19 protein-coding genes are annotated in these 17,998 nt (G+C 59.2%); 11 read left to right on the top strand and 8 right to left on the bottom strand.

Annotated features, from left to right (window positions below):
- Window positions 1-114 precede the first annotated feature (114 nt).
- Window positions 115-609, top strand: a complete 495-nt coding sequence (locus INT39_RS06105) for a CinA family protein (RefSeq protein WP_193072838.1) — start codon at window positions 115-117, stop codon at window positions 607-609.
- 6 nt (window positions 610-615) lie between these two features.
- Here the strand turns inward: INT39_RS06105 and INT39_RS06110 are convergent, their stop codons facing one another.
- Window positions 616-999 carry a hypothetical protein gene (locus tag INT39_RS06110; RefSeq protein WP_193072840.1) on the bottom strand — a complete coding sequence of 128 codons (384 nt, stop codon included), beginning with the start codon at window positions 997-999 and terminating at the stop codon, window positions 616-618.
- 194 nt (window positions 1,000-1,193) lie between these two features.
- Between INT39_RS06110 and INT39_RS06115 the strand changes: the two genes are divergently transcribed.
- Window positions 1,194-1,358, top strand: coding sequence for a general stress protein (locus INT39_RS06115; RefSeq protein WP_036990560.1), 165 nt, complete (start codon window positions 1,194-1,196; stop codon window positions 1,356-1,358).
- Between the two features lie 147 nt (window positions 1,359-1,505).
- The gene (locus INT39_RS06120; protein ID WP_193072842.1) at window positions 1,506-2,207 is read left to right on the top strand and encodes an FKBP-type peptidyl-prolyl cis-trans isomerase; all 702 of its coding nucleotides are present in this window, start codon (window positions 1,506-1,508) and stop codon (window positions 2,205-2,207) included.
- A gap of 459 nt (window positions 2,208-2,666) precedes the next feature.
- Here INT39_RS06120 and INT39_RS06125 read toward each other — a convergent pair whose 3' ends face one another.
- Window positions 2,667-4,787 (bottom strand): carboxy terminal-processing peptidase, encoded by a 2,121-nt coding sequence (locus tag INT39_RS06125; RefSeq protein ID WP_193072844.1) that lies wholly within the window; start codon window positions 4,785-4,787, stop codon window positions 2,667-2,669.
- A 102-nt stretch (window positions 4,788-4,889) separates the two neighbouring features.
- On the opposite strand from INT39_RS06125, the gene INT39_RS06130 reads away from it, so the two are divergent.
- Complete coding sequence (locus INT39_RS06130) at window positions 4,890-5,852, top strand: NAD(P)H-quinone oxidoreductase (RefSeq protein ID WP_193072846.1); 963 nt, start codon at window positions 4,890-4,892, stop codon at window positions 5,850-5,852.
- A 266-nt stretch (window positions 5,853-6,118) separates the two neighbouring features.
- Here the strand turns inward: INT39_RS06130 and INT39_RS06135 are convergent, their stop codons facing one another.
- The 5 genes from INT39_RS06135 to minC form a co-directional block, all read right to left on the bottom strand.
- Window positions 6,119-7,414: a M18 family aminopeptidase gene (locus INT39_RS06135; protein ID WP_193072848.1), complete on the bottom strand. Its 1,296-nt coding sequence runs from the start codon at window positions 7,412-7,414 to the stop codon at window positions 6,119-6,121.
- Between the two features lie 15 nt (window positions 7,415-7,429).
- Entirely contained in the window at window positions 7,430-8,065 is a 636-nt protein-coding gene (locus INT39_RS06140; protein WP_193072850.1) for an RluA family pseudouridine synthase, read from the bottom strand.
- A 39-nt stretch (window positions 8,066-8,104) separates the two neighbouring features.
- Entirely contained in the window at window positions 8,105-8,362 is a 258-nt protein-coding gene (gene minE, locus INT39_RS06145) for a cell division topological specificity factor MinE (protein WP_090273353.1), read from the bottom strand.
- Between the two features lie 2 nt (window positions 8,363-8,364).
- The gene (minD, locus tag INT39_RS06150) at window positions 8,365-9,171 is read right to left on the bottom strand and encodes a septum site-determining protein MinD (protein WP_193072851.1); all 807 of its coding nucleotides are present in this window, start codon (window positions 9,169-9,171) and stop codon (window positions 8,365-8,367) included.
- 148 nt (window positions 9,172-9,319) lie between these two features.
- Window positions 9,320-10,093, bottom strand: coding sequence for a septum site-determining protein MinC (gene minC, locus INT39_RS06155; RefSeq protein ID WP_193072853.1), 774 nt, complete (start codon window positions 10,091-10,093; stop codon window positions 9,320-9,322).
- Window positions 10,094-10,257: 164 nt separating this feature from the next.
- On the opposite strand from minC, the gene INT39_RS06160 reads away from it, so the two are divergent.
- Window positions 10,258-11,217: a lipid A biosynthesis lauroyl acyltransferase gene (locus tag INT39_RS06160; protein WP_193073051.1), complete on the top strand. Its 960-nt coding sequence runs from the start codon at window positions 10,258-10,260 to the stop codon at window positions 11,215-11,217.
- A 2-nt stretch (window positions 11,218-11,219) separates the two neighbouring features.
- On the top strand, window positions 11,220-12,395 hold the full coding sequence (locus INT39_RS06165) for a patatin-like phospholipase family protein (RefSeq protein ID WP_193072855.1): 1,176 nt from the start codon (window positions 11,220-11,222) through the stop codon (window positions 12,393-12,395).
- Window positions 12,396-12,398: 3 nt separating this feature from the next.
- Here INT39_RS06165 and rapA read toward each other — a convergent pair whose 3' ends face one another.
- The gene (gene rapA / locus INT39_RS06170) at window positions 12,399-15,242 is read right to left on the bottom strand and encodes an RNA polymerase-associated protein RapA (RefSeq protein ID WP_193072858.1); all 2,844 of its coding nucleotides are present in this window, start codon (window positions 15,240-15,242) and stop codon (window positions 12,399-12,401) included.
- Between the two features lie 221 nt (window positions 15,243-15,463).
- On the opposite strand from rapA, the gene INT39_RS06175 reads away from it, so the two are divergent.
- The 5 genes from INT39_RS06175 (at window position 15,464) to INT39_RS06190 (ending at window position 17,971) form a co-directional block, all read left to right on the top strand.
- Window positions 15,464-15,733, top strand: a complete 270-nt coding sequence (locus INT39_RS06175; protein WP_193072859.1) for a hypothetical protein — start codon at window positions 15,464-15,466, stop codon at window positions 15,731-15,733.
- 33 nt (window positions 15,734-15,766) lie between these two features.
- Window positions 15,767-15,961 carry a hypothetical protein gene (locus INT39_RS06180; protein ID WP_193072860.1) on the top strand — a complete coding sequence of 65 codons (195 nt, stop codon included), beginning with the start codon at window positions 15,767-15,769 and terminating at the stop codon, window positions 15,959-15,961.
- A gap of 95 nt (window positions 15,962-16,056) precedes the next feature.
- Complete coding sequence (ccoM, locus tag INT39_RS22660; RefSeq protein ID WP_264299082.1) at window positions 16,057-16,179, top strand: cytochrome c oxidase subunit CcoM; 123 nt, start codon at window positions 16,057-16,059, stop codon at window positions 16,177-16,179.
- Between the two features lie 174 nt (window positions 16,180-16,353).
- Window positions 16,354-17,004, top strand: a complete 651-nt coding sequence (locus INT39_RS06185; RefSeq protein ID WP_193072861.1) for a tRNA-uridine aminocarboxypropyltransferase — start codon at window positions 16,354-16,356, stop codon at window positions 17,002-17,004.
- Between the two features lie 148 nt (window positions 17,005-17,152).
- The gene (locus INT39_RS06190) at window positions 17,153-17,971 is read left to right on the top strand and encodes an SDR family oxidoreductase (protein WP_193072862.1); all 819 of its coding nucleotides are present in this window, start codon (window positions 17,153-17,155) and stop codon (window positions 17,969-17,971) included.
- Window positions 17,972-17,998: the final 27 nt, after the last annotated feature.

Genomic DNA, 17,998 nt, shown 5'->3' on the forward strand with positions numbered 1-17,998 from the left:
GACTTTTTTTGCCGTTGGCCGGCCACTGAGTTGATGCTGGAAGACAGGCAGTGGAGCGCTCTATTGTCTATTCTGAACAGCTATGGAACAGGCAGAAACACACCGGGGGCGAGCATGCAGGACCTGCAGGAGACAGTCGATTTTCTCAAACGCAACAACCTGATTCTGGCAACAGCCGAATCCTGCACCGCTGGGCTTATGGCCTCTCTGGTAGCGGATGTCTCCGGCAGTGGCGCGGTGATGGAATGCGGGTATGTGGTGTATGCGGTACGGGCCAAGCGCGACATGCTCGGCGTCAATCTGCAGACCATCGATACCTATGGACTGACCAGCGAAGAGGTCGCGCGGGAAATGGCGCTGGGTGCGTTGCAGCGGTGCGGTGCCGGCGTGACGCTGGCCAATACCGGATTGGCTGAAGCCGAAGGTCCAATGGATGGTGTGGTCTGCTTCGCCTGCGCGATGACCATCAATGGGGAGCAGCGGGTGCTCAGTGAAACTCGCAAGTTCCATGGCGAGCGCAATGCGGTGCGCGAGCAGGCTGCCCGGCACGCGCTGTTTTCACTGGACAGATACATCAACGATCTGCGTAATCCTGCCTTGCAGCATTGATCTGCTTCACCAGAAGCCGGCCGGATGCCGAGCTGCAACCGTTGGCAGGGTGAGGGCGAAGCCTTCCCGAAACAGACTGGCCAGCTGCGTATCGATCACCATGGCGTTGATTGAATCCAGACCGCCTTCCAGCGTTCGAGTGGTGCCGTCGGCAACAAAATACAGTACATGGCGCACGCATTGGCGCGCGGTATCCGTCTCGATACGGTAGTGGCTGGCATAGCTCTGCTCCGATTCCTTTACCTCCAGGCACAGTTCGGACGGGCTGCCTGAGGTATGCACCGTAGCATTCAGTCCGGCCTGACGGGCATTCAATGCCGCCTGTTCAAACAGCGGCGCTGCCTTGGCCAGCAGGGTTTCGCCGTAGCGGCGCAGAAATACATCGGGCATGCCATACCTCCATAGCGGTCTGACGGGTGATATCCAATTGGACAGGGAAATGTCTGGGGAGTTGTGAGTTTCGGGGGATGAGATACCGTTTGGCCGGTTGCTCGAAAATAAGACGAACCTCCAGACTGAGGAGTCATCCAACAAAGTAGGTGCCGTGCACCTGTATGTTTACAACCTGATTGGAGGCCTGTGACATGACTCAACGTAAAGGTGGTAAAGGCAACTTCGCCGAGAATCCGCAACGTGCATCGGAAGCCGGCAGAAAGGGCGGTCAAGCCAGCGGTGGCAACTTCAAGAACAACCCTCAGCGTGCAGCGGAAGCCGGGCGCAAGGGTGGTCAACAAAGTAGACGCACCTGAGCGAGGTTATAAACGGGGGCTACGGCCCCCGCTTTCTTTTTATCAAGAGATGATGCCTGTCCGGTTGAGCGGTAGCCTGACCTTTCCTGCGCTGTTATGCTTCGTGCTTTATTTTCGCCCCGAGCGGGCTAGTCCATAGAGGTAAGCATGAAGCGGAATCTGCTGGCAGCCAGTATTGCACTCAGCGTTATCACTTTGGTGGGTTGCAGTGAAAAGGAACCCGAACTCACCACTCCCATCCAGCAGGCCTCTTATGGCATCGGTCTGAACATGGGTCAGAGTCTGTTGCAGGACGGCTTGGATGACATCGACACCCAGGCCTTGGCGCTGGGTATGCAAGATGCCCTGTCTGGTACTGAAGCGCGGGTCGATGAAGCCGATCTGATGACTGCGTTTGCCGAACTGCAAACCCGTGCCGAAGAGCGTGCGACCACTCTCAACACCGAAACTCTGGAAGCCAATACCGCATTCCTGGCTGAGAACGCCGAGCGTGAAGGCGTGATCACCACCGAATCCGGTCTGCAGTATGAAGTGATTGAGTCCGGTGCAGCCGACGGCGCTCAGCCGAAGGCCAGCGACGTGGTTTCTGTCCACTACGAAGGCAAGCTCACCGATGGCACGGTGTTCGACAGCTCCCTCAGCCGCGGCGAGCCAGTTGACCTGCCGGTCGGCGGTGTGATTCCGGGCTGGGTTGAGGCATTGCAAATGATGCGTGTCGGCGACAAGTGGAAAGTCACTGTGCCCAGCGACATGGCCTATGGTGCCGGTAGCCCGAGCCCGATCATCCCGCCGAACTCCATTCTGGTTTTCGAAATGGAGTTGCTGGGTATCCAGCAAGACGACGAATAACCCGTCGGGTAACACTTGCCGAGGCCCGGAACAGAGGTTGCCGGCCTCGGAGTGTTACCGTTATGCACATTCAGTTGGTAACACGCAAGCGAAAAACTCCCCCTTCACACCCGCCCGTCCAAAATCGTAAGTGACTGTTTTTCAAGATTTTTGTGATTGGTTAAAAAATGTTCAGGCTGGCCTGAACCGCATCCAACCGGGCCTTTGCCCACTTTCCCCAAGTCTTGTTCACAGACTTATCCACAGTAACTGTGGGTAACCTTCAGTTGACTTTCCATAACCGAAACGGCTCCCTGCGAGGGGATCACTAGCGCGCCGGCATGGCTACGGAAAGTCTCGCGCAGTGCGGCAACCTGTTGGGAATAGAGTCATGAGGGGGAATATCCCTGCCCGGGAGTCCGGGCAGGGTTGCCAGCTGTGATCAGCGAGCCGAGGTTTGGTGACCTGGTCAGCAGGCGTTCAGCCGGCTTGGGCGACCTGGCGTCGGAGTTCCAGCAGGTCGATAAGGATATGGCCGGTTTCCGCCAGGAAGGGATCATCCTGGTCCTCGGTTTCCTCTTCGGCCATGGGGGAGGGGACGCCCGTACCATCCATCAGTGGATCATCCTTGTCCAGCGCCGTCAGCAGCTCCTCACCCAGCGCCTTGCGTCGGGTGTTTTCCATCGCCAGCAGCTTGTCTTCAAATTCTTTCTGTTCAGCGCGACGACGGGCTTCGTTGAGTGGCAGGTATTTGCGTTCCTGCATGCTGCGGTTCAGCTCGATGCGCGCCAGAGTATAGGCAAACTCGGGATCAGCGGCGGCGCGTGCCTTGTGCTTGTCGGTCAGCAGCGGAATGTACTTGTCGAGCTTGTTCTCCGGCTGATAGCGGGCCGCGGGGATGGTATCCCAGGGCAGTGCGCGAGGCAGGCTGCTTTCGCCGATCTCGACCGTATCCAGCAGGGACGGATAGGTGATATCCGGCACGACACCGCGGTTTTGGGTACTTTGACCGGAGACCCGATAGAACTTCGCCAGAGTAAATTTCAGCTCGCCATGGTTCAGTGGCTGAATCGACTGTACGGTGCCCTTGCCGAAGGTCGGCTCGCCGATGACCAAGGCGCGGCCATAATCCTGCATGGCGCCGGCAAAGATCTCCGAGGCCGAGGCGGACAGCCGGTTGACGATGACCGCCATGGGACCGCTGTAGGTGACGCCGGCTTCCGGGTCGTCCAATACCTGCACATCGCCTTTGCTGTCGCGAACCAGTACCGTCGGTCCCTTGTCGATGAACAGTCCGGTCAGCTCGGTGGCTTCCTGCAGAGAGCCGCCGCCGTTGTTGCGCAGATCCAGCACTATGCCATCGACTTCCTGCTCCTGCAGATCACTGAGCAGACGACGCACATCACGGGTAGTGCTGCGGTAGTCGGGATCGCCCCGGCGGTAGGCCTTGAAGTCGATATAGAAACCGGGTACTTCGATGACGCCGATGCGGAAGTCATTGCCCTGTTCGTTGAATTCCAGAACCGACGACTTGGCGGCCTGATCTTCCAGCTTCACTGCCTCACGGACCAAGGCGACTTCGCGGCTGGTCATGTCACTCGGCGGATTGCTGGCCGGAATGACTTCCAGGCGTACTGATGAGCCTTTGGGACCACGGATCAGTTTGACGACTTCATCCAGACGCCAGCCGACCACATCGATCATTTCGCCCTCGGCCTGGGCCACGCCGATGATGCGGTCCGCTGGTGCCAGCTGCTTGCTTTTCTCCGCCGGCCCGGCAGGAACCAGACGGACGATCTTGGTGTGATCGTTGTCGCTCTGCAGTACCGCGCCAATGCCTTCCAGCGACAGGCTCATGTTGATGTCGAAGTTCTCCGCATTGTCCGGTGACAGATATTGGGTGTGCGGGTCATAAACCTGGGCCAGGGCATTGATATAGTTCTGGAAAATATCTTCGCTGCGGGTCTGGTACAGACGTTTTTGCGCGTTGTGATAACGCTTCTCCAACAGGTCCTGAATCGCCTCCTGTTCGCGGCCGGCGAGTTTCAGACGCAATACTTCGTCCTTGATCTGCTGGCGCCACAGGGTAGTCAAAGCCTGGTCGTCGGTAGGCCAATCAGCCTCCTCCCGATCAATCAGAATGTTCTGATCGCTGTCGAAATCGAGGGTGTCGATACCTTCGCGCAGCAATTGCTGGGCATAGACCATGCGCTGATCGGCGCGCTGAATCTGCCGGGTATGCATGGCAAAACCGATACTCAGATCACCTTTCAGCAACAGATCATCAAGCTGATGACGGTACTCTTCGAACGTGCTGATATCGGCGGCTGTGAACAGGCTGCGCTGAGGATCGAGCTGGCGCAGATAGGTGTCGAATATCTCACTGGACAGGGCATCATCCAGGCGGATGCGGTTGTAGTGATGACGGCGCAGCAGCTCAACGGTATTGAGGCTGGCAATCATCTGTTCACGGGTTGGTTGCAGACTCTCCAGATCGAATATCGGCATTGTGCTGTTGGCTGTTTCTGCAGCGAAGGCGCTCGCGCCAAAGCTCAGTAGGGCGATTACACAGGACTTGCGCAGGATGTTGGAAACTGTCATCAAAGGTATCGTGTCCGGAGAGGTGAGGGTATTCTTTAGTGCTCGACAGGGGCCCAAGGGTTCCCTTTTCAAACTGATTTGACTGATAACTATGGGGGCACCGTGAGAGGATTGCAAGCTGAAGCCGGGGTACTTAGCTGGCGTACGGAGGCTGCTGTGGCACTGGCGCCGGGGCAGGTAAGAGTGCGTATTCATGCCGCAGGAATCAACCGTGCAGACCTGTTGCAGAAGGCCGGCAACTACCCGCCGCCGCCGGGTGCTACCGACATTCTGGGACTGGAATGTGCGGGTGAAGTCATTGAGGTTTGCGGTGAGACCCGATGGGCGGTAGGTGATCGAGTCTGTGCTCTGTTGGCAGGCGGCGGCATGGCTGATGAGGTGGTGGTCGATGCGCGTCATCTATTGCCGGTACCTCAGGGCATGGGCTGGGCGGACGCCGCGGCTATTCTCGAGGTGTTCACCACCGCCTGGTTGAACGTATTCGAGTTGGGACGCGCGCAGCCGGGCGAGAAGGTTCTTATTCATGCCGGTGCCAGTGGTGTTGGTACCGCTGCGATCCAGCTGTGCAAGGTGTTCGGCAATCCCTGTTGGGTGACCTTGGGCAGCCAGGAGAAGCTGGATACCTGCAAAGCGCTGGGCGCCAAGAGCGGGGTTCTCCGTCATGAAGGCATCAGTGCGCTGAAGGCTGATGGTCCCTTTGATGTGGCACTCGACCCGGTAGGGGCAAATTACGCACCGGACCATCTCGACCTGCTGGCGCTGGATGGCCGTTGGGTGATGATCGGTCTGATGGGCGGGCGCAAGGCCGAACTGGACCTGGCCAAGGTGCTGGTCAAGCGCTTGCAGCTGACAGGCTCGACCCTGCGCACCCGCAGTGCCGACTATAAGGCTGAGCTGCTGTCGCGCATGGAAGGGCAACTCTGGCCGCTGTTTGCATCAGGAAAGTTGAAGCCGCTGGTGGCGAAGACTTACACCTTTGATCAAGCGGAAGAGGCCTTTGCCGAGCTGGCCAAGGATCAGATCGTCGGCAAGATCGTATTGGTGGCCAGCGAGGCGGATGCCTGAGGCCTGGCCCGGCATGCATTCCCACGCGGAGCGTGGTAACGATCAGCTCGGAGCCAGCTCTCAGTTTTCGATGGCTCCCATGCTCTGCGTGGGAGCCCGCGCCGTGGACGCTCCAGCGTCCGATCTGGCAGCTGCACTGAGTGGGAATGATCAGGTTTTTTGTGGGAGTGGCCTTGGCCGCGAGGGTTTCCTGCCAGTCCGTTCGTGGTCAAGACCACTCCCACAAATTTGCAGCCGTCACCCTATAAGCCCGGCGGTCGCTTCTGTTACACCTCCGAACAGTTGCAGAACGCCGTCAGCACCTTGATCAGATACTCCACATCCCGACATCCTGCCAGCTCCCGAATCGAGTGCATGGCGAAGGTGGGAGCGCCGATATCCACGGTGCGCACGCCCAGTCGGCTGGAGGTGATCGGGCCTATGGTGCTGCCGCAGCCCATGTCGCTGCGCACGACAAAACTCTGTACAGGTACATCCACCTGCTGACACAGGTGGCGGAACAGTGCAGCGGTTTCGCTGGTGGTGGCATAGCGTTGGTTGCTGTTGATCTTGATGACCGGGCCGGCATTGAGTTGCGGGCCGTGGTTGCCATCGTGGCGGTCGGCATAGTTGGGATGGATGGCATGGGCGTTATCCGCCGAGACCAGTACTGAGCGCTGAATGGCACGGATACGCTCTATTTCATCCGGCAACAGACGCTTGAGGACATCCTCAAGGAAGGGGCCATCGGCGCCACAGGCAGAGCTGGAGCCGACTTCTTCATGGTCGGTACAGACCAGCAGACAGGCCTGATCGGCATCGCTGTTCAACAGCGCCGTCAGTCCGGCGTGGCAAGACAGCAGGTTGTCCAGCCTTGCAGCCGCGAGAAAGTCATTATCCAGCCCCAGGATGGCCGGCGGCTGAGTGTCATAGAAGCTCAACTCGTAATCCAGTACCTGCAGCGGCTCGCGTTCGGGATACTGCGTGGCCACCTCGCTGGCGAGCAGCGCGCGCAGGTCGCGATTGGGCTCAATACTGTGTGCCAGCACCGGCGGCAGGTCGGTCTGGGCATTCACTGCAAAACCGTTATTGACGTCACGATTCAGGTGAATGGCCAGGCTGGGAATGATGGCGATCGGACGTTTTAAATCGATCAGCAGGTTATGCAACTGGCCGCTGGCGTCACGGCAGGTGACTCGGCCGGCGAGTGACAGGTCACGGTCAAACCAGGGGGCCAGCAGGGCGCCGCCATAGACTTCCACGCCCAGTTGCCACAGGCCGTGGCGATTCAGTTCCGGCTGCGGCTTGACCCGCAGGCACGGGCTATCAGTGTGTGCTCCGATCATCCGCAGGCCGGCGCTTTGGAGTGTTTCCAGCTGGCCGAGACTGAAGGCGATCAGCGACGACTGATTACGCAGCACGAAATAGCGCCCGTCGTCATCCAGTACCCACTCATCGCGCTCATCCAGTTGCTGATAGCCAGCGGCACGTAGGCGTTCAGCCAGGCTCTGGGCAGCATGGAAAGGGGTAGGCGAGGCCTGGATGAAATCGGCAAGATCCTGGCTGGCGTTGTTGAATGACATGGGAACTCCTGTATGTCAGAAAGGGGCAGGGCAATCGAAGGCCATGCGCTCGCCACTCTGCGGATGATTGATTTCCAGTCGGGCGGCATGCAGGGCCAGGCGCGGGCAGGCATCCAGGGCGGCGCCTTCGGCATACAGGCGATCACCCAGCAGTGGATGACCAATACTCAGCATGTGCACGCGCAACTGATGCGAACGACCGGTGATGGGCGTCAGTTCGACCCGGCAATGGTCACCGTTGCGTTCCAGCACGCGCCAGAAGGTCTGCGCCGATTTGCCCAGCTCATGATCGACGATATGCCGTGGTTTGTTGGGGGGATCATAACGCAATGGCAGATCGATATGTCCGGCGTCCGCCTGGGGCTGACCCCAGCACAGCGCAATATAGGTCTTGCCTGTCTCGCGATCCTGAAATTGGCGCGACAGTTCGCGATGACTGTCCGGGTCGCGGGCGATGATCAGAATGCCGGAGGTTTCCCAGTCCAGCCGGTGCACGATGCGCGCTTCCGGGTAACCGTTTTCCTGCAGGCGGGTGATCAGGCAGTCCTTGTTGTCTTCAGCGCGGCCGGGGACGGACAGCAGTAGTGTGGGTTTGTTGACGATCAGAAAAGCCGGATCCTCATGGAGGATACCGATATGGGTCAGGGGCATGGGGTTACCGCGGCGCCGTCAATGGACGGCGCCTGTCTGTCAGCGTTCGGGCAGGGTGATGTTCAGTTCCAGAATCGAGCAGTCATCCTGGTTATCCAGGGCGACATGTACCTGATCTCGGTCGATCGGCACGTATTTACTGATCACATCGATGATTTCCTGCTGCAGTTGCGGCAGGTAGTCAGGCTGGCTGCGCTGCCCGCGTTCGTGGGCAACAATGATCTGCAGGCGTTCCTTGGCCACGGAGGCCGCGGAATCCTGCTTCTTCTTGCGGCTGAAGTAATCAAAAAGACTCATCGTCATCCTCCGAACAGGCGCTTGAGCAGCCCTTTCTTCTGAGCTTCGAGGAAGCGATGGGGCACTTCTTTGCCAAGCAGGCGTTCGACGGCATCACTGTAGGCCTGACCGGCATCACTCTTGTCATCCATGATCACCGGGATACCCTGGTTGGACGCCTTGAGCACAGCCTGGGACTCGGGGATGACGCCCAGCAGCGGAATCGACAAGATGTCTTCGACGTCGCTGACCGACAGCATTTCACCGTTTTCGACGCGCTCCGGGCTGTAGCGGGTCAGCAGCAGGTGCTCCTTGATCTTCTCGCCCTGTTCGGAGTGCCGCGACTTGCTCGAGAGCAGGCCGAGCATGCGGTCGGAGTCACGTACCGAGGACACTTCGGGGTTGGTCACGACAATGGCTTCATCGGCGAAGTACATCGCCAGGTGCGCGCCTTTCTCGATGCCGGCCGGGGAGTCGCAGATGATGAAGTCGAAGGTTTCCTTGAGCTGATCGAGCACGCCCTGTACGCCTTCCAGCGTGAGTGCATCCTTGTCCCGTGTCTGGGAGGCGGGAAGGATGTACAGGTTGTCCGAGCGCTTGTCCTTGATGAGTGTCTGATTGAGGTTGGAATCGCCGTTGATCAGGTTGACGAAATCATAGACGACGCGACGTTCGCAACCCATGATCAGGTCAAGGTTACGCAAACCGACGTCGAAATCGACGATGACTGTCTTGTAGCCACGCAGAGCGAGCCCGGTACCGATGGCAGCGCTGGTGGTGGTTTTACCAACGCCGCCTTTGCCTGAGGTGATGACTAGGATCTTTGCCAAAATGACCTTCCTGAGTGATCTTAAATTGAATTGTGAGAGGCACCAAACAACCTGCAATAGGCGCTGTTTTTACTGACTCGTCTGGGGCGCAGGCAATCGGCGCTGGGCCACGGCTCACGGGCACCCCCGGATGGTGAAACAGTATCTGTCAAAGGGCTGCTATCTTCAAGATGTCCCCGTCAAGCGAGACCTGCACCGCTTCCTTCCATTGTTGCCGTCGCAAGTCTTCCGCCACTTTGTACTGTCCTGCTATCGAGACCAGTTCAGCTTCCAGTGACTGACAGAAAATGCGTGCCTGTGTATCCCCCCGTACTCCTGCCAGCGCTCTGCCGCGCAGCGGGCCATAAACATGGATGTGGCCATCGGCCAACAGCTCCGAGCCGGCGCTGACCGGGGCCAGCACTATCAGGTCGCCGCCACGGGCATAGACTTGCTGGCCGGAACGTACCGGTTCGGTAATCACTCTGCTCGGTGTGCTTTCTGCTGTCTTGGGTGCTGCCGCTGCAGGCGCCTGAGCCACCTCCGCTTGTTGGGCAACAGGTTGCGGCGCAGGTTCCGGAGTCTCGATGATTTTGTCCCGCCCGCGACCCGGAGGCAGCAGCACCAGGCTGGCCTGTTGTGCCAGCGGGCGGAACTGTTCTGCGCCGCGCAGCGCCACAGGTTGCAGTCCATGATCCCGGCAGATCCGCAACAGCGTGATCAGTCCGGCGATGTCCATGTTGTCATCCAGTTTTTCCAGACTGATCAGCACCGGCGTGTCCTGGAAGAAATTCGGTGCCTGTTCGACCTTTTCGGCCAGTTGCATGGCGAAGCGTTCCGGAGCCTGATGCACCAACTCCACCACGGTCATGGTCAGCATGCCGCCCTTCAGATGAAAAACGGGGTCGTTGTTGAGCAGGTCCAGATTTGTTTCAGAAGTCATGGCAGATCCATAGAGCGTTTGGTGGGCACACTTATATAGCCTGAAAAGGCCGACGGCAAGCCGAAACCGGGAACAGCGGCGGCGGCTTGCTTTTGGCCATGACGGTTTCCCATCTGGCCGGCGGCTTGGGTAGAATGGGTTTTTTCCAGCAAATTGGTCGTCTGATGACTCGTCCCGGTTTCAAATCTGCACTGCTGCATCCACGCTACTGGCCCATGTGGCTCGGGCTTGGCCTGTTATGGCTGACGATCCGTTTGCCCTATCGGGTATTGCTGGGGCTGGGTCGGCTGGTCGGCTGGGGTATGTATCATCTGATGGGTGAGCGTCGCGAGATTGCCCGGATCAACCTCGAGCTGTGTTTTCCGCAGTGGAGCCAGGCGCAGCGTGAACGGGTACTGCGGGAGAATTTTGCTTCCAATGGCATTGCCCTGTTTGAAATGGCCATGGCCTGGTGGTGGCCGCCGCAACGGTTGGCGAAACTGGCCCGGATTGAAGGGTTGGAGCACCTGCAACAGGCTGCCGCTGAGGGGCAGGGCGTGGTGTTGATGTCGCTGCACTTCACGACCCTGGAGATCGGGGCGGCGCTGCTTGGCCAGCAGGCGACTATTGATGGCATGTACCGCGAGCACAAGAATGCAGCTTTTGATTATGTTCAGCGTCGCGGTCGCGAGCGACACAACGCCGATGCCATTGCCGTGGAGCGCGAAGACGTCCGTAGTATGCTCAAGTCGCTGCGCAAGGGGCGAGGTATCTGGTACGCGCCGGACCAGGACTACGGTCGCAAGGCCAGTGTATTCGTTCCGTTATTCGGCGTCACCGCGGCTACCGTCACCGCCACGGCGACTTTTGCTCGGCTGGGCAAGGCGCGGGTAGTGCCCTTCACCCAAACGCGCCTGCCCGATGCCCAGGGATATCTGCTCAAGGTGCACCCGCCATTGGAAGACTTTCCAGCGGGTGATGAAGCAGCTGATGCACTGCGTATCAACCAGTGGGTCGAGCAGCAGATCGAGCAGCAGCCGGAGCAGTACATGTGGGTGCACCGGCGCTTCAAGACCCGCCCCGAGGGCGAGGCGCGTCCCTATCCCGAACGCCAGCGCAAGCGCCGCAAGCGGAGAGCTGACTGACCATGAAAGCCGGGCCGTACAAGGACGATTGTCTGGCATTGATTCTCTCCGGCGGTGGTGCGCGCGCGGCCTATCAGGTCGGGGTCATGGCGGGGATCGCCGAACTGACGCCGCAAGATACGCCGAATTTGTTTCCGATCATCTGCGGTACCTCGGCCGGCGCAATCAACGCGCTGGCCCTGGCAACCCACGCTGGCAATCTACATGCAGCAGTGGACAGCATGCTGGAGGTCTGGTCTGAGTTTCGTAGTCATCATGTGATGCGTACCGACTGGCCGGGGCTGATGGCGCAAGCCTGGCGCTGGAGCCGTACCAATCTGCTGGGTGGTTCCGGGGAGATGACAACAGCGCTGCTGGACAACCGCCCGCTGCGCGACCTGCTGGAAAAGCGCATGCGCTTTGGTTGTATCGAAGAGGCATTGCAGGCGGGGCAGCTGCGCGCAATATCGGTCAGCGCTTTCGATTACAAGGCATCGCAGTCGGTGTATTTCTATCAGGGCCGCGATCGCATCACGCCCTGGCAGCGCCACCGACGGGTCGGCGTGCAGACGCGGCTAGGGCTGGATCATCTGATGGCCTCGACGGCCATACCCTTGTTGTTCCCCCCGGTGCTGCTCAACCGCAGCTGGTTTGGCGATGGTGCAGTGCGCCAGCAATCACCGCTGAGTCCCGCTCTGCATCTGGGGGCCAGCAAGGTGTTGGTGATCGGGGTGACGCATCACGGCTCGCAACTGCCGGCGGGTGGGCAGCCCGGTCCGATATTGAAAACGCCTGCGCCGCCAAGCCTGGCGCAGCTGGGCGGGCATATGTTGCACAGCGTATTCATCGACAACCTGGAAACTGACCTGGAACAGCTGGAGCGGATGAACCGACTGGCGGCTTACCAACCCTTTGCCATGCGCAGTGGTACCAAGGGCGTGCGCCATGTGGATGTGCTGGTCATTTCGCCCAGCGAGCCGGTGGACCTGATTGCGGCCCGCCATCGGGCGGCGTTGCCGGCTGGATTGCGGTTGTTTTTACGTGGCAGCGGCGCTACCCGATTTTCGGGCAGCGACCTGATGAGTTATCTGTTGTTCGAGGCCGAATACTGCAACGAACTGATCGCCCTGGGCCGGCGTGATGCGCTGGCCCGAGCAGATGACCTGCGACGTTTTCTGGATATTGCTGCTCCGGCTTGAGCCTTAACCCACCACCAGAATACGCAGAGCATCCAGGCGGATCTTGGCCTGGTGCAGCACCTCGACGCCACGCTGACGCTGTTGCTCCAGAGCGTCAATCTCACTCTGACGCACCAGCGGGTTGACCTGCTGCAGAGCTTTGAGGCGGTTGATTTCCTCATCCAGCTCGGTGGTGAAACGGCTTGAGGCCTGTTCCACCAGTGCGGCATGCTGGATATCGGCGAACGCTTCGGCCCGATCCAGCAGGCGTTCGACTTCCTCGCGCTGGGTCTTGGCGATCTTGCTGGCCAGGTGTTTCGGCAAGCCGTCGATCTGCGCTTCCAGCGTCTCGAAGGCGACTTTGGAGGCCAGGTCGTTGCCGTTGATATCCAGCAGGCAGCGGACCGGGGTCGGCGGCAGGTAGCGTTGCAGCTGCAGCGCTCGCGGCGCGATGGCCTCGCTGACAAACAGGCATTCTAGCAACATGGTGCCGGGCTTCAATGCCTTGTTCTTCAGCAGCGCCACCGAGCTGTTGCCCATGCTGCCGGACAACACCAGGTCCATGCCGCCCTGCAGCATGGGGTGTTCCCAGGTGATGAACTGCATGTCCTCACGGGATAGCGCGGTATCGCGGTCATAGGTGATGGTCACACCTTCATCGTCACCGAGCGGGAAACCCGCATCCAGCATGCGCTCTCCGGGGCGCAATACCAGCGCGTTGTCCGAGTGGTCCTCGCTGTCGACACCGAATACATCGAACAGACGCTCCATATAGATCGGCAGCTGGAAGTCCTGGTCCTGTTTTTCAATGGTCTCGATCAGCTGCTGGGCCTGGCCGGTGTGGCCGCGTGAATGCAGTTCCAGCAGGCGGTCACGGCCATTGTGCAATTCCGCTTCCAGCGCTGCGCGGGTTTGTTGCGCCTGGCTGATCAGCTCTTGCCACTGCTCATCCTGTGGCTGCTCCAGTTGTTGCTGCAAAGCATCGCCATACTGCTGCTGGATGGCATTACCGGTGGGACAGGTGGCGCGGAACGCGTTCAGCGCCTGGTCATACCAATCGAACAGCCGCTGCTGGGCGGTATCTTCCAGATAGGGTACGTGCAGTTGAATGATGTTCTTCTGGCCGATACGGTCGAGACGACCGATGCGTTGCTCCAGCAGATCCGGGTGTGCCGGCAGGTCGAACATGACCAGGTGGTGCGCAAACTGGAAGTTGCGCCCCTCGCTGCCGATTTCCGAGCAGATCATTACCTGGGCGCCGAACTCCTCATCGGCAAAGAACGCCGCCGCGCGATCACGCTCGATGATGCTCATGCCCTGGTGGAATACGGTGGCAGGGATGCCGCTGCGTACGCGCAGGGCGTCGTTCAGATCCAGCGCGGTTTCGGCATTGGCGCAGATCACCAATACCTTGTTGTGCTTCTGTGCCTTGAGGGTGTCGATCAGCCAGTCGACGCGTGGGTCGTCCTGCCACCAGGCAGTTTCCACTGGCTCGAACTCGTCCTGCAGGCCAACTTCCGGATACAGGGAGGCGCGGTCTTCGATGTCCTGATACAGCGCAGGGCAGGGCAGCGGATAAGCATGCAGTTCGCGCTCGGGAAACCCGCTGATCACCGCACGGGTGTTACGGTACAGGACGCGTCCGGTGCCATGGCGATCAAGTAGCTGGCGGACCAGGCTGCGGCGGGCTTCTTCTGCGTCTTCGCCATCTGTCTGCAGAGTGTCGAGCAAGCTTTCTGCGCTATCGCCAAGCCAGTGACTGATCGCCTGACGATGTTCGGCTGCCAGTGTCTCGGTATCCAGCAATTGCTGCACGGCCTCGGCCACCGGCTGATAACGTGCCGCTTCGTCACGAAACGTCTGCAGATCATGGAAACGGTCAGGATCGAGCAGGCGCAGGCGAGCGAAGTGGCTGGCCTGGCCCAGTTGTTCGGGCGTGGCGGTCAACAGCAGTACGGCAGGGATCTGTCCGGCCAACTGCTCCACCAGTGTGTATTCGGGGCTGGCCGCTTCTTCATGCCAGACCAGGTGATGCGCCTCGTCGACGACCAGCAGATCCCAGTCGCTGGCCAGCAACCATTGCTCGGCCTTTTCATTGTCGAGAAGAAACTCCAGTGACACCAATGCCAGTTGTTCTTCCTCGAAAGGGTTCTGCTCGGCACCGTCACAACGATCACTGTTGAACAGGGCAAAACGCAGGTTGAAGCGCCGCAGCATTTCCACCAGCCACTGGTGTTGCAGGTTCTCCGGCACCACGATCAGGATCCGGCGTACTCGGCCAGTCTGGATCTGGCGATGGATGATCAGTCCAGCCTCGATGGTCTTGCCCAGGCCTACTTCGTCGGCCAGCAGGACGCGCGGTGCTACTCGGTCGGCGACGTCTTTGGCAATGTGCAGCTGGTGTGCGATCGGCTGGGTGCGGACACCGGCCAGGCCCAGCAAGGGTGAGCGCTGAATACGGCAGTAGTGGCGCAGGCTTTCATAGCGCAGGCCGAACCAGGGCAGGGGGTCGATCTGGCTGGCAAACAGACGGTCGCTGGCCAGACGGAACTGGATGAAGTTGTCCAGCATGGTCTCGCTGAACTCATCGTGACTGCCATCTTCGCGCAACCCCTGATACTGCAGCAGGCCATTGACTTCAGATACGTCACTGACCGTCAGACTCCACCCTTCATGATGGGTAATGCTGTCGCCCGGGCTGAACCGCACGCGGGTCAGCGGGGCGTTGCGCATGGCATAGTGGCGAGTTTCACCGCTGGCCGGGAACAATATGACCAGCAATCGGCCATCCTGTGATAACACCGTACCCAATCCCAGTTCTGATTCGCTGTCGCTGACCCAGCGTTGTCCCGGGGTAAATACTGTCATGCTTCACTCCTGCCCATGCGTAAAGGGCGCATATGGTACCCGATAGGCCTGTGCTCACAAACCATTGATGCGCTGGTTTTCCATGCAGGCAGATCAGTGGTGGGCTGACAGGCAAAATGCTGTTCTGTGACAGGTGCCGCAGCGAAGGAGTAAAAGTCCTCATTTGACGGTCGATAACATGAGTATCATCCTGTAGATAACGATCAACGGTAGACAGACCCATGCTTATTCCCGGCCTCCCAGTAGCAGGTGTGCAACAGGACGCTTTCAAACCCGAGCGCAAGATCAGGCCCGGCGCGACCGAAGGTGTGCCCGGCGACCCGCTGTCGGAGTTGCCGGTAGAAGAGTACGTTTCGCAGCAGCAAGGCCAGCGACAGCAGCGACAAGAACCTGCGCCGCAGGCTATAGAAGAAGCGCAGTCAACCGAGGCTGCTGCGGAAGGCTCTCCTGACCTGCCACGCAAGGGGTTGCTGGTTGACATCAGGGCTTAAGTGGTAGGCTTATCCTCTTCCCAAGGAGTCTGCATGTCCGACCAACCCGAATCTGCCCCGGTTATCGATCTTGCCGAAGCTCGGCACAGTCGCCTGCACGATATCCATGAGGCGCGCCTGCTCAAGGTGCGTGCCGCTTTTGAAAAAGCCTTCCCCCTGCCTTCTCCGTCTGCAGCAAAAAAGCAGTCAAAGAAGAGCTCGAAAAAGAAAAAGCCGAAAAAACGCTGAAACCGGCGGTTAATTGATCCGGATCAAGAACCCGGATGAAATTCATGGGTACTCTTCAACCATACACAGACATACATGGATGCGGAGAAGCCCTCATGTTTATTGATGACGCAGTGATTGCCGGTTTGCTGACAGTTGCCCTCATGGTTGTTTTTCTGGCTGGGGTTGGTGTGTTCATCTACAAGGACGCACGCAAGACAGCCAAAAAGACGTCCTGAGTTTCCATTGATTTCCAGGGTGTCTTGAATGCCACCCTCAACGTGCATGGCTCGCAAGGCCTTTGGCGGTCACCTTCGGGTGACCGTTTTTTTATTCCGGCTGCCAAGGCGGTCGTTGCACGGCTGACCCCCAGCCCCTAGACTGCCCAGCTCACTGACCGTTCGAGTGGGTTCATGTCCGACTCATCCAGCACTTCTTCATCTCATACTGTGCGGCCCCGGTGTGCGCAATGTTGTCGGCCGATGGAGCTTTGCCTCTGCCATCTGCTACCGAGCCTCACGCCGCGCACTGAAATCCTGGTAATCCAGCATCCGGATGAGCGTAAGCATGCGCTCAACACGGCGCGCTTGCTGGTAGCTGGTCTGACTAATGCGCAGCTGCTGATCGTTGAACAACTGCCGCTGCACTGGGTGGAGCGGATTACCGATCTCGAATGGCGAACGGAGCTGCTGTTTCCGGGGCTCGATGTGCCGGTACTGATGCCTGCGAAGGCTGATACCCGGCCGCGCCGATTGATTCTGCTCGATGGTACCTGGCGCAAGGCACGCAAATTGTTGTATCTGAACCCGTTGCTGCAGCAACTACCCCAGGTGGCCCTCCCTGAGGGGCTGACCAGTCGTTACCGGCTGCGCAAGGCGGCGGCAGCCGATGCCTTGTCGACGATCGAGGCAGGAACCATGGCCTTGCAGATGCTCGAGCCCGAGACCGACTTTACCGATCTGCTCCGGCCCTTTGATGCCTTGATCGAAGGGCAGATCAGTGCCATGGGCGAAGACACCTATCGGCGCAACCACGTTCGCGACCACGCAAAACCCCGTTCCTGAAGCCGTTGGTGAGTTACCGCCATTCGTGACACTTATATTGCTCATTTTCCCTCCTGCCGGTGAGTCAGCCCGGCTAGACTGGCGGAAATACGCGGGTGATACAAAAACAATAAGTGGCTCAGTGATGGCGGCGATGAACGGAGGCAATATGCACAAGACAGGTTTGCGGGTGGTGGTGACGGGTGCCGGCAGCGGGCTGGGGCGTGAACTGGCGTTGCGTTATGCGCAAGAGGGCGCGCGACTGGCATTGGCTGACATCCAGGAAGAGGGGCTTGGCGAAACGCTGCGGCTGGTAGAGGCCGTAGGCGGCAGCGGGTTTACCCGGCGCTGTGATGTGCGTGATTACAGTCAATTGGCCGCGCTGGCTCAGAGTTGTGATGAGTTGATGCAAGGCATTGATGTGCTGGTCAATAATGCCGGCGTGGCATCGGGCGGTTGGTTCGAGGATCTCACGCTGGAAGACTGGGAGTGGCAGATCAGTATCAATCTCATGGGGGTGGTCAAGGGCTGTAAGGCTTTCGTGCCCATGCTGGTATCCCAGGGCAGCGGGCGGATCATCAATATCGCTTCCATGGCTGCGCTGATGCAGGCGCCGGGTATGAGCAACTACAACGTGGCCAAGGCCGGTGTTGTGGCGTTGTCGGAAAGCCTGCTGTGTGAGCTGCAGCCCAAGGGTGTGCAGGTCAATGTGGTTTGTCCATCGTTCTTTCAGACCAATCTGCTGAGTTCCTTCCGTGGGCCGAGCAGTGAGTCGAAAGAGGATATTGCCAAGCTGCTGGAAAGCTCGCCCATTTCCGCGACGGATATCGCTGATCTGATTTACCGGGAAAGCACTGCCGGCACCTTCATGATTCTGCCCCACGAAAAAGGCCGCGAAGCCTGGGCGATCAAGCAGGCACAGCCGCAGCTTATCTATGACGAAATGGCGCGTCTGGCAGTGAAGAAGATGTCCGCCCCCGGTAGTTGATTGGCGCCTTGCTGCGCAGCTGTGAGA

This window comes from Pseudomonas sp. FME51 (assembly GCF_014897305.1).

Coding starts and splice junctions, on each gene's coding strand:
- INT39_RS06105 (WP_193072838.1), top strand. CDS start 115: ATGCAGGACCTGCAGGAGACAGTCGATTTTCTCAAACGCAACAACCTG.
- INT39_RS06110 (WP_193072840.1), bottom strand. CDS start 999: ATGCCCGATGTATTTCTGCGCCGCTACGGCGAAACCCTGCTGGCCAAG.
- INT39_RS06115 (WP_036990560.1), top strand. CDS start 1,194: ATGACTCAACGTAAAGGTGGTAAAGGCAACTTCGCCGAGAATCCGCAA.
- INT39_RS06120 (WP_193072842.1), top strand. CDS start 1,506: ATGAAGCGGAATCTGCTGGCAGCCAGTATTGCACTCAGCGTTATCACT.
- INT39_RS06125 (WP_193072844.1), bottom strand. CDS start 4,787: ATGACAGTTTCCAACATCCTGCGCAAGTCCTGTGTAATCGCCCTACTG.
- INT39_RS06135 (WP_193072848.1), bottom strand. CDS start 7,414: ATGTCATTCAACAACGCCAGCCAGGATCTTGCCGATTTCATCCAGGCC.
- INT39_RS06140 (WP_193072850.1), bottom strand. CDS start 8,065: ATGCCCCTGACCCATATCGGTATCCTCCATGAGGATCCGGCTTTTCTG.
- minE (WP_090273353.1), bottom strand. CDS start 8,362: ATGAGTCTTTTTGATTACTTCAGCCGCAAGAAGAAGCAGGATTCCGCG.
- minC (WP_193072853.1), bottom strand. CDS start 10,093: ATGACTTCTGAAACAAATCTGGACCTGCTCAACAACGACCCCGTTTTT.
- INT39_RS06160 (WP_193073051.1), top strand. CDS start 10,258: ATGACTCGTCCCGGTTTCAAATCTGCACTGCTGCATCCACGCTACTGG.
- INT39_RS06165 (WP_193072855.1), top strand. CDS start 11,220: ATGAAAGCCGGGCCGTACAAGGACGATTGTCTGGCATTGATTCTCTCC.
- rapA (WP_193072858.1), bottom strand. CDS start 15,242: ATGACAGTATTTACCCCGGGACAACGCTGGGTCAGCGACAGCGAATCA.
- INT39_RS06175 (WP_193072859.1), top strand. CDS start 15,464: ATGCTTATTCCCGGCCTCCCAGTAGCAGGTGTGCAACAGGACGCTTTC.
- INT39_RS06180 (WP_193072860.1), top strand. CDS start 15,767: ATGTCCGACCAACCCGAATCTGCCCCGGTTATCGATCTTGCCGAAGCT.
- ccoM (WP_264299082.1), top strand. CDS start 16,057: ATGTTTATTGATGACGCAGTGATTGCCGGTTTGCTGACAGTTGCCCTC.
- INT39_RS06185 (WP_193072861.1), top strand. CDS start 16,354: ATGTCCGACTCATCCAGCACTTCTTCATCTCATACTGTGCGGCCCCGG.
- INT39_RS06190 (WP_193072862.1), top strand. CDS start 17,153: ATGCACAAGACAGGTTTGCGGGTGGTGGTGACGGGTGCCGGCAGCGGG.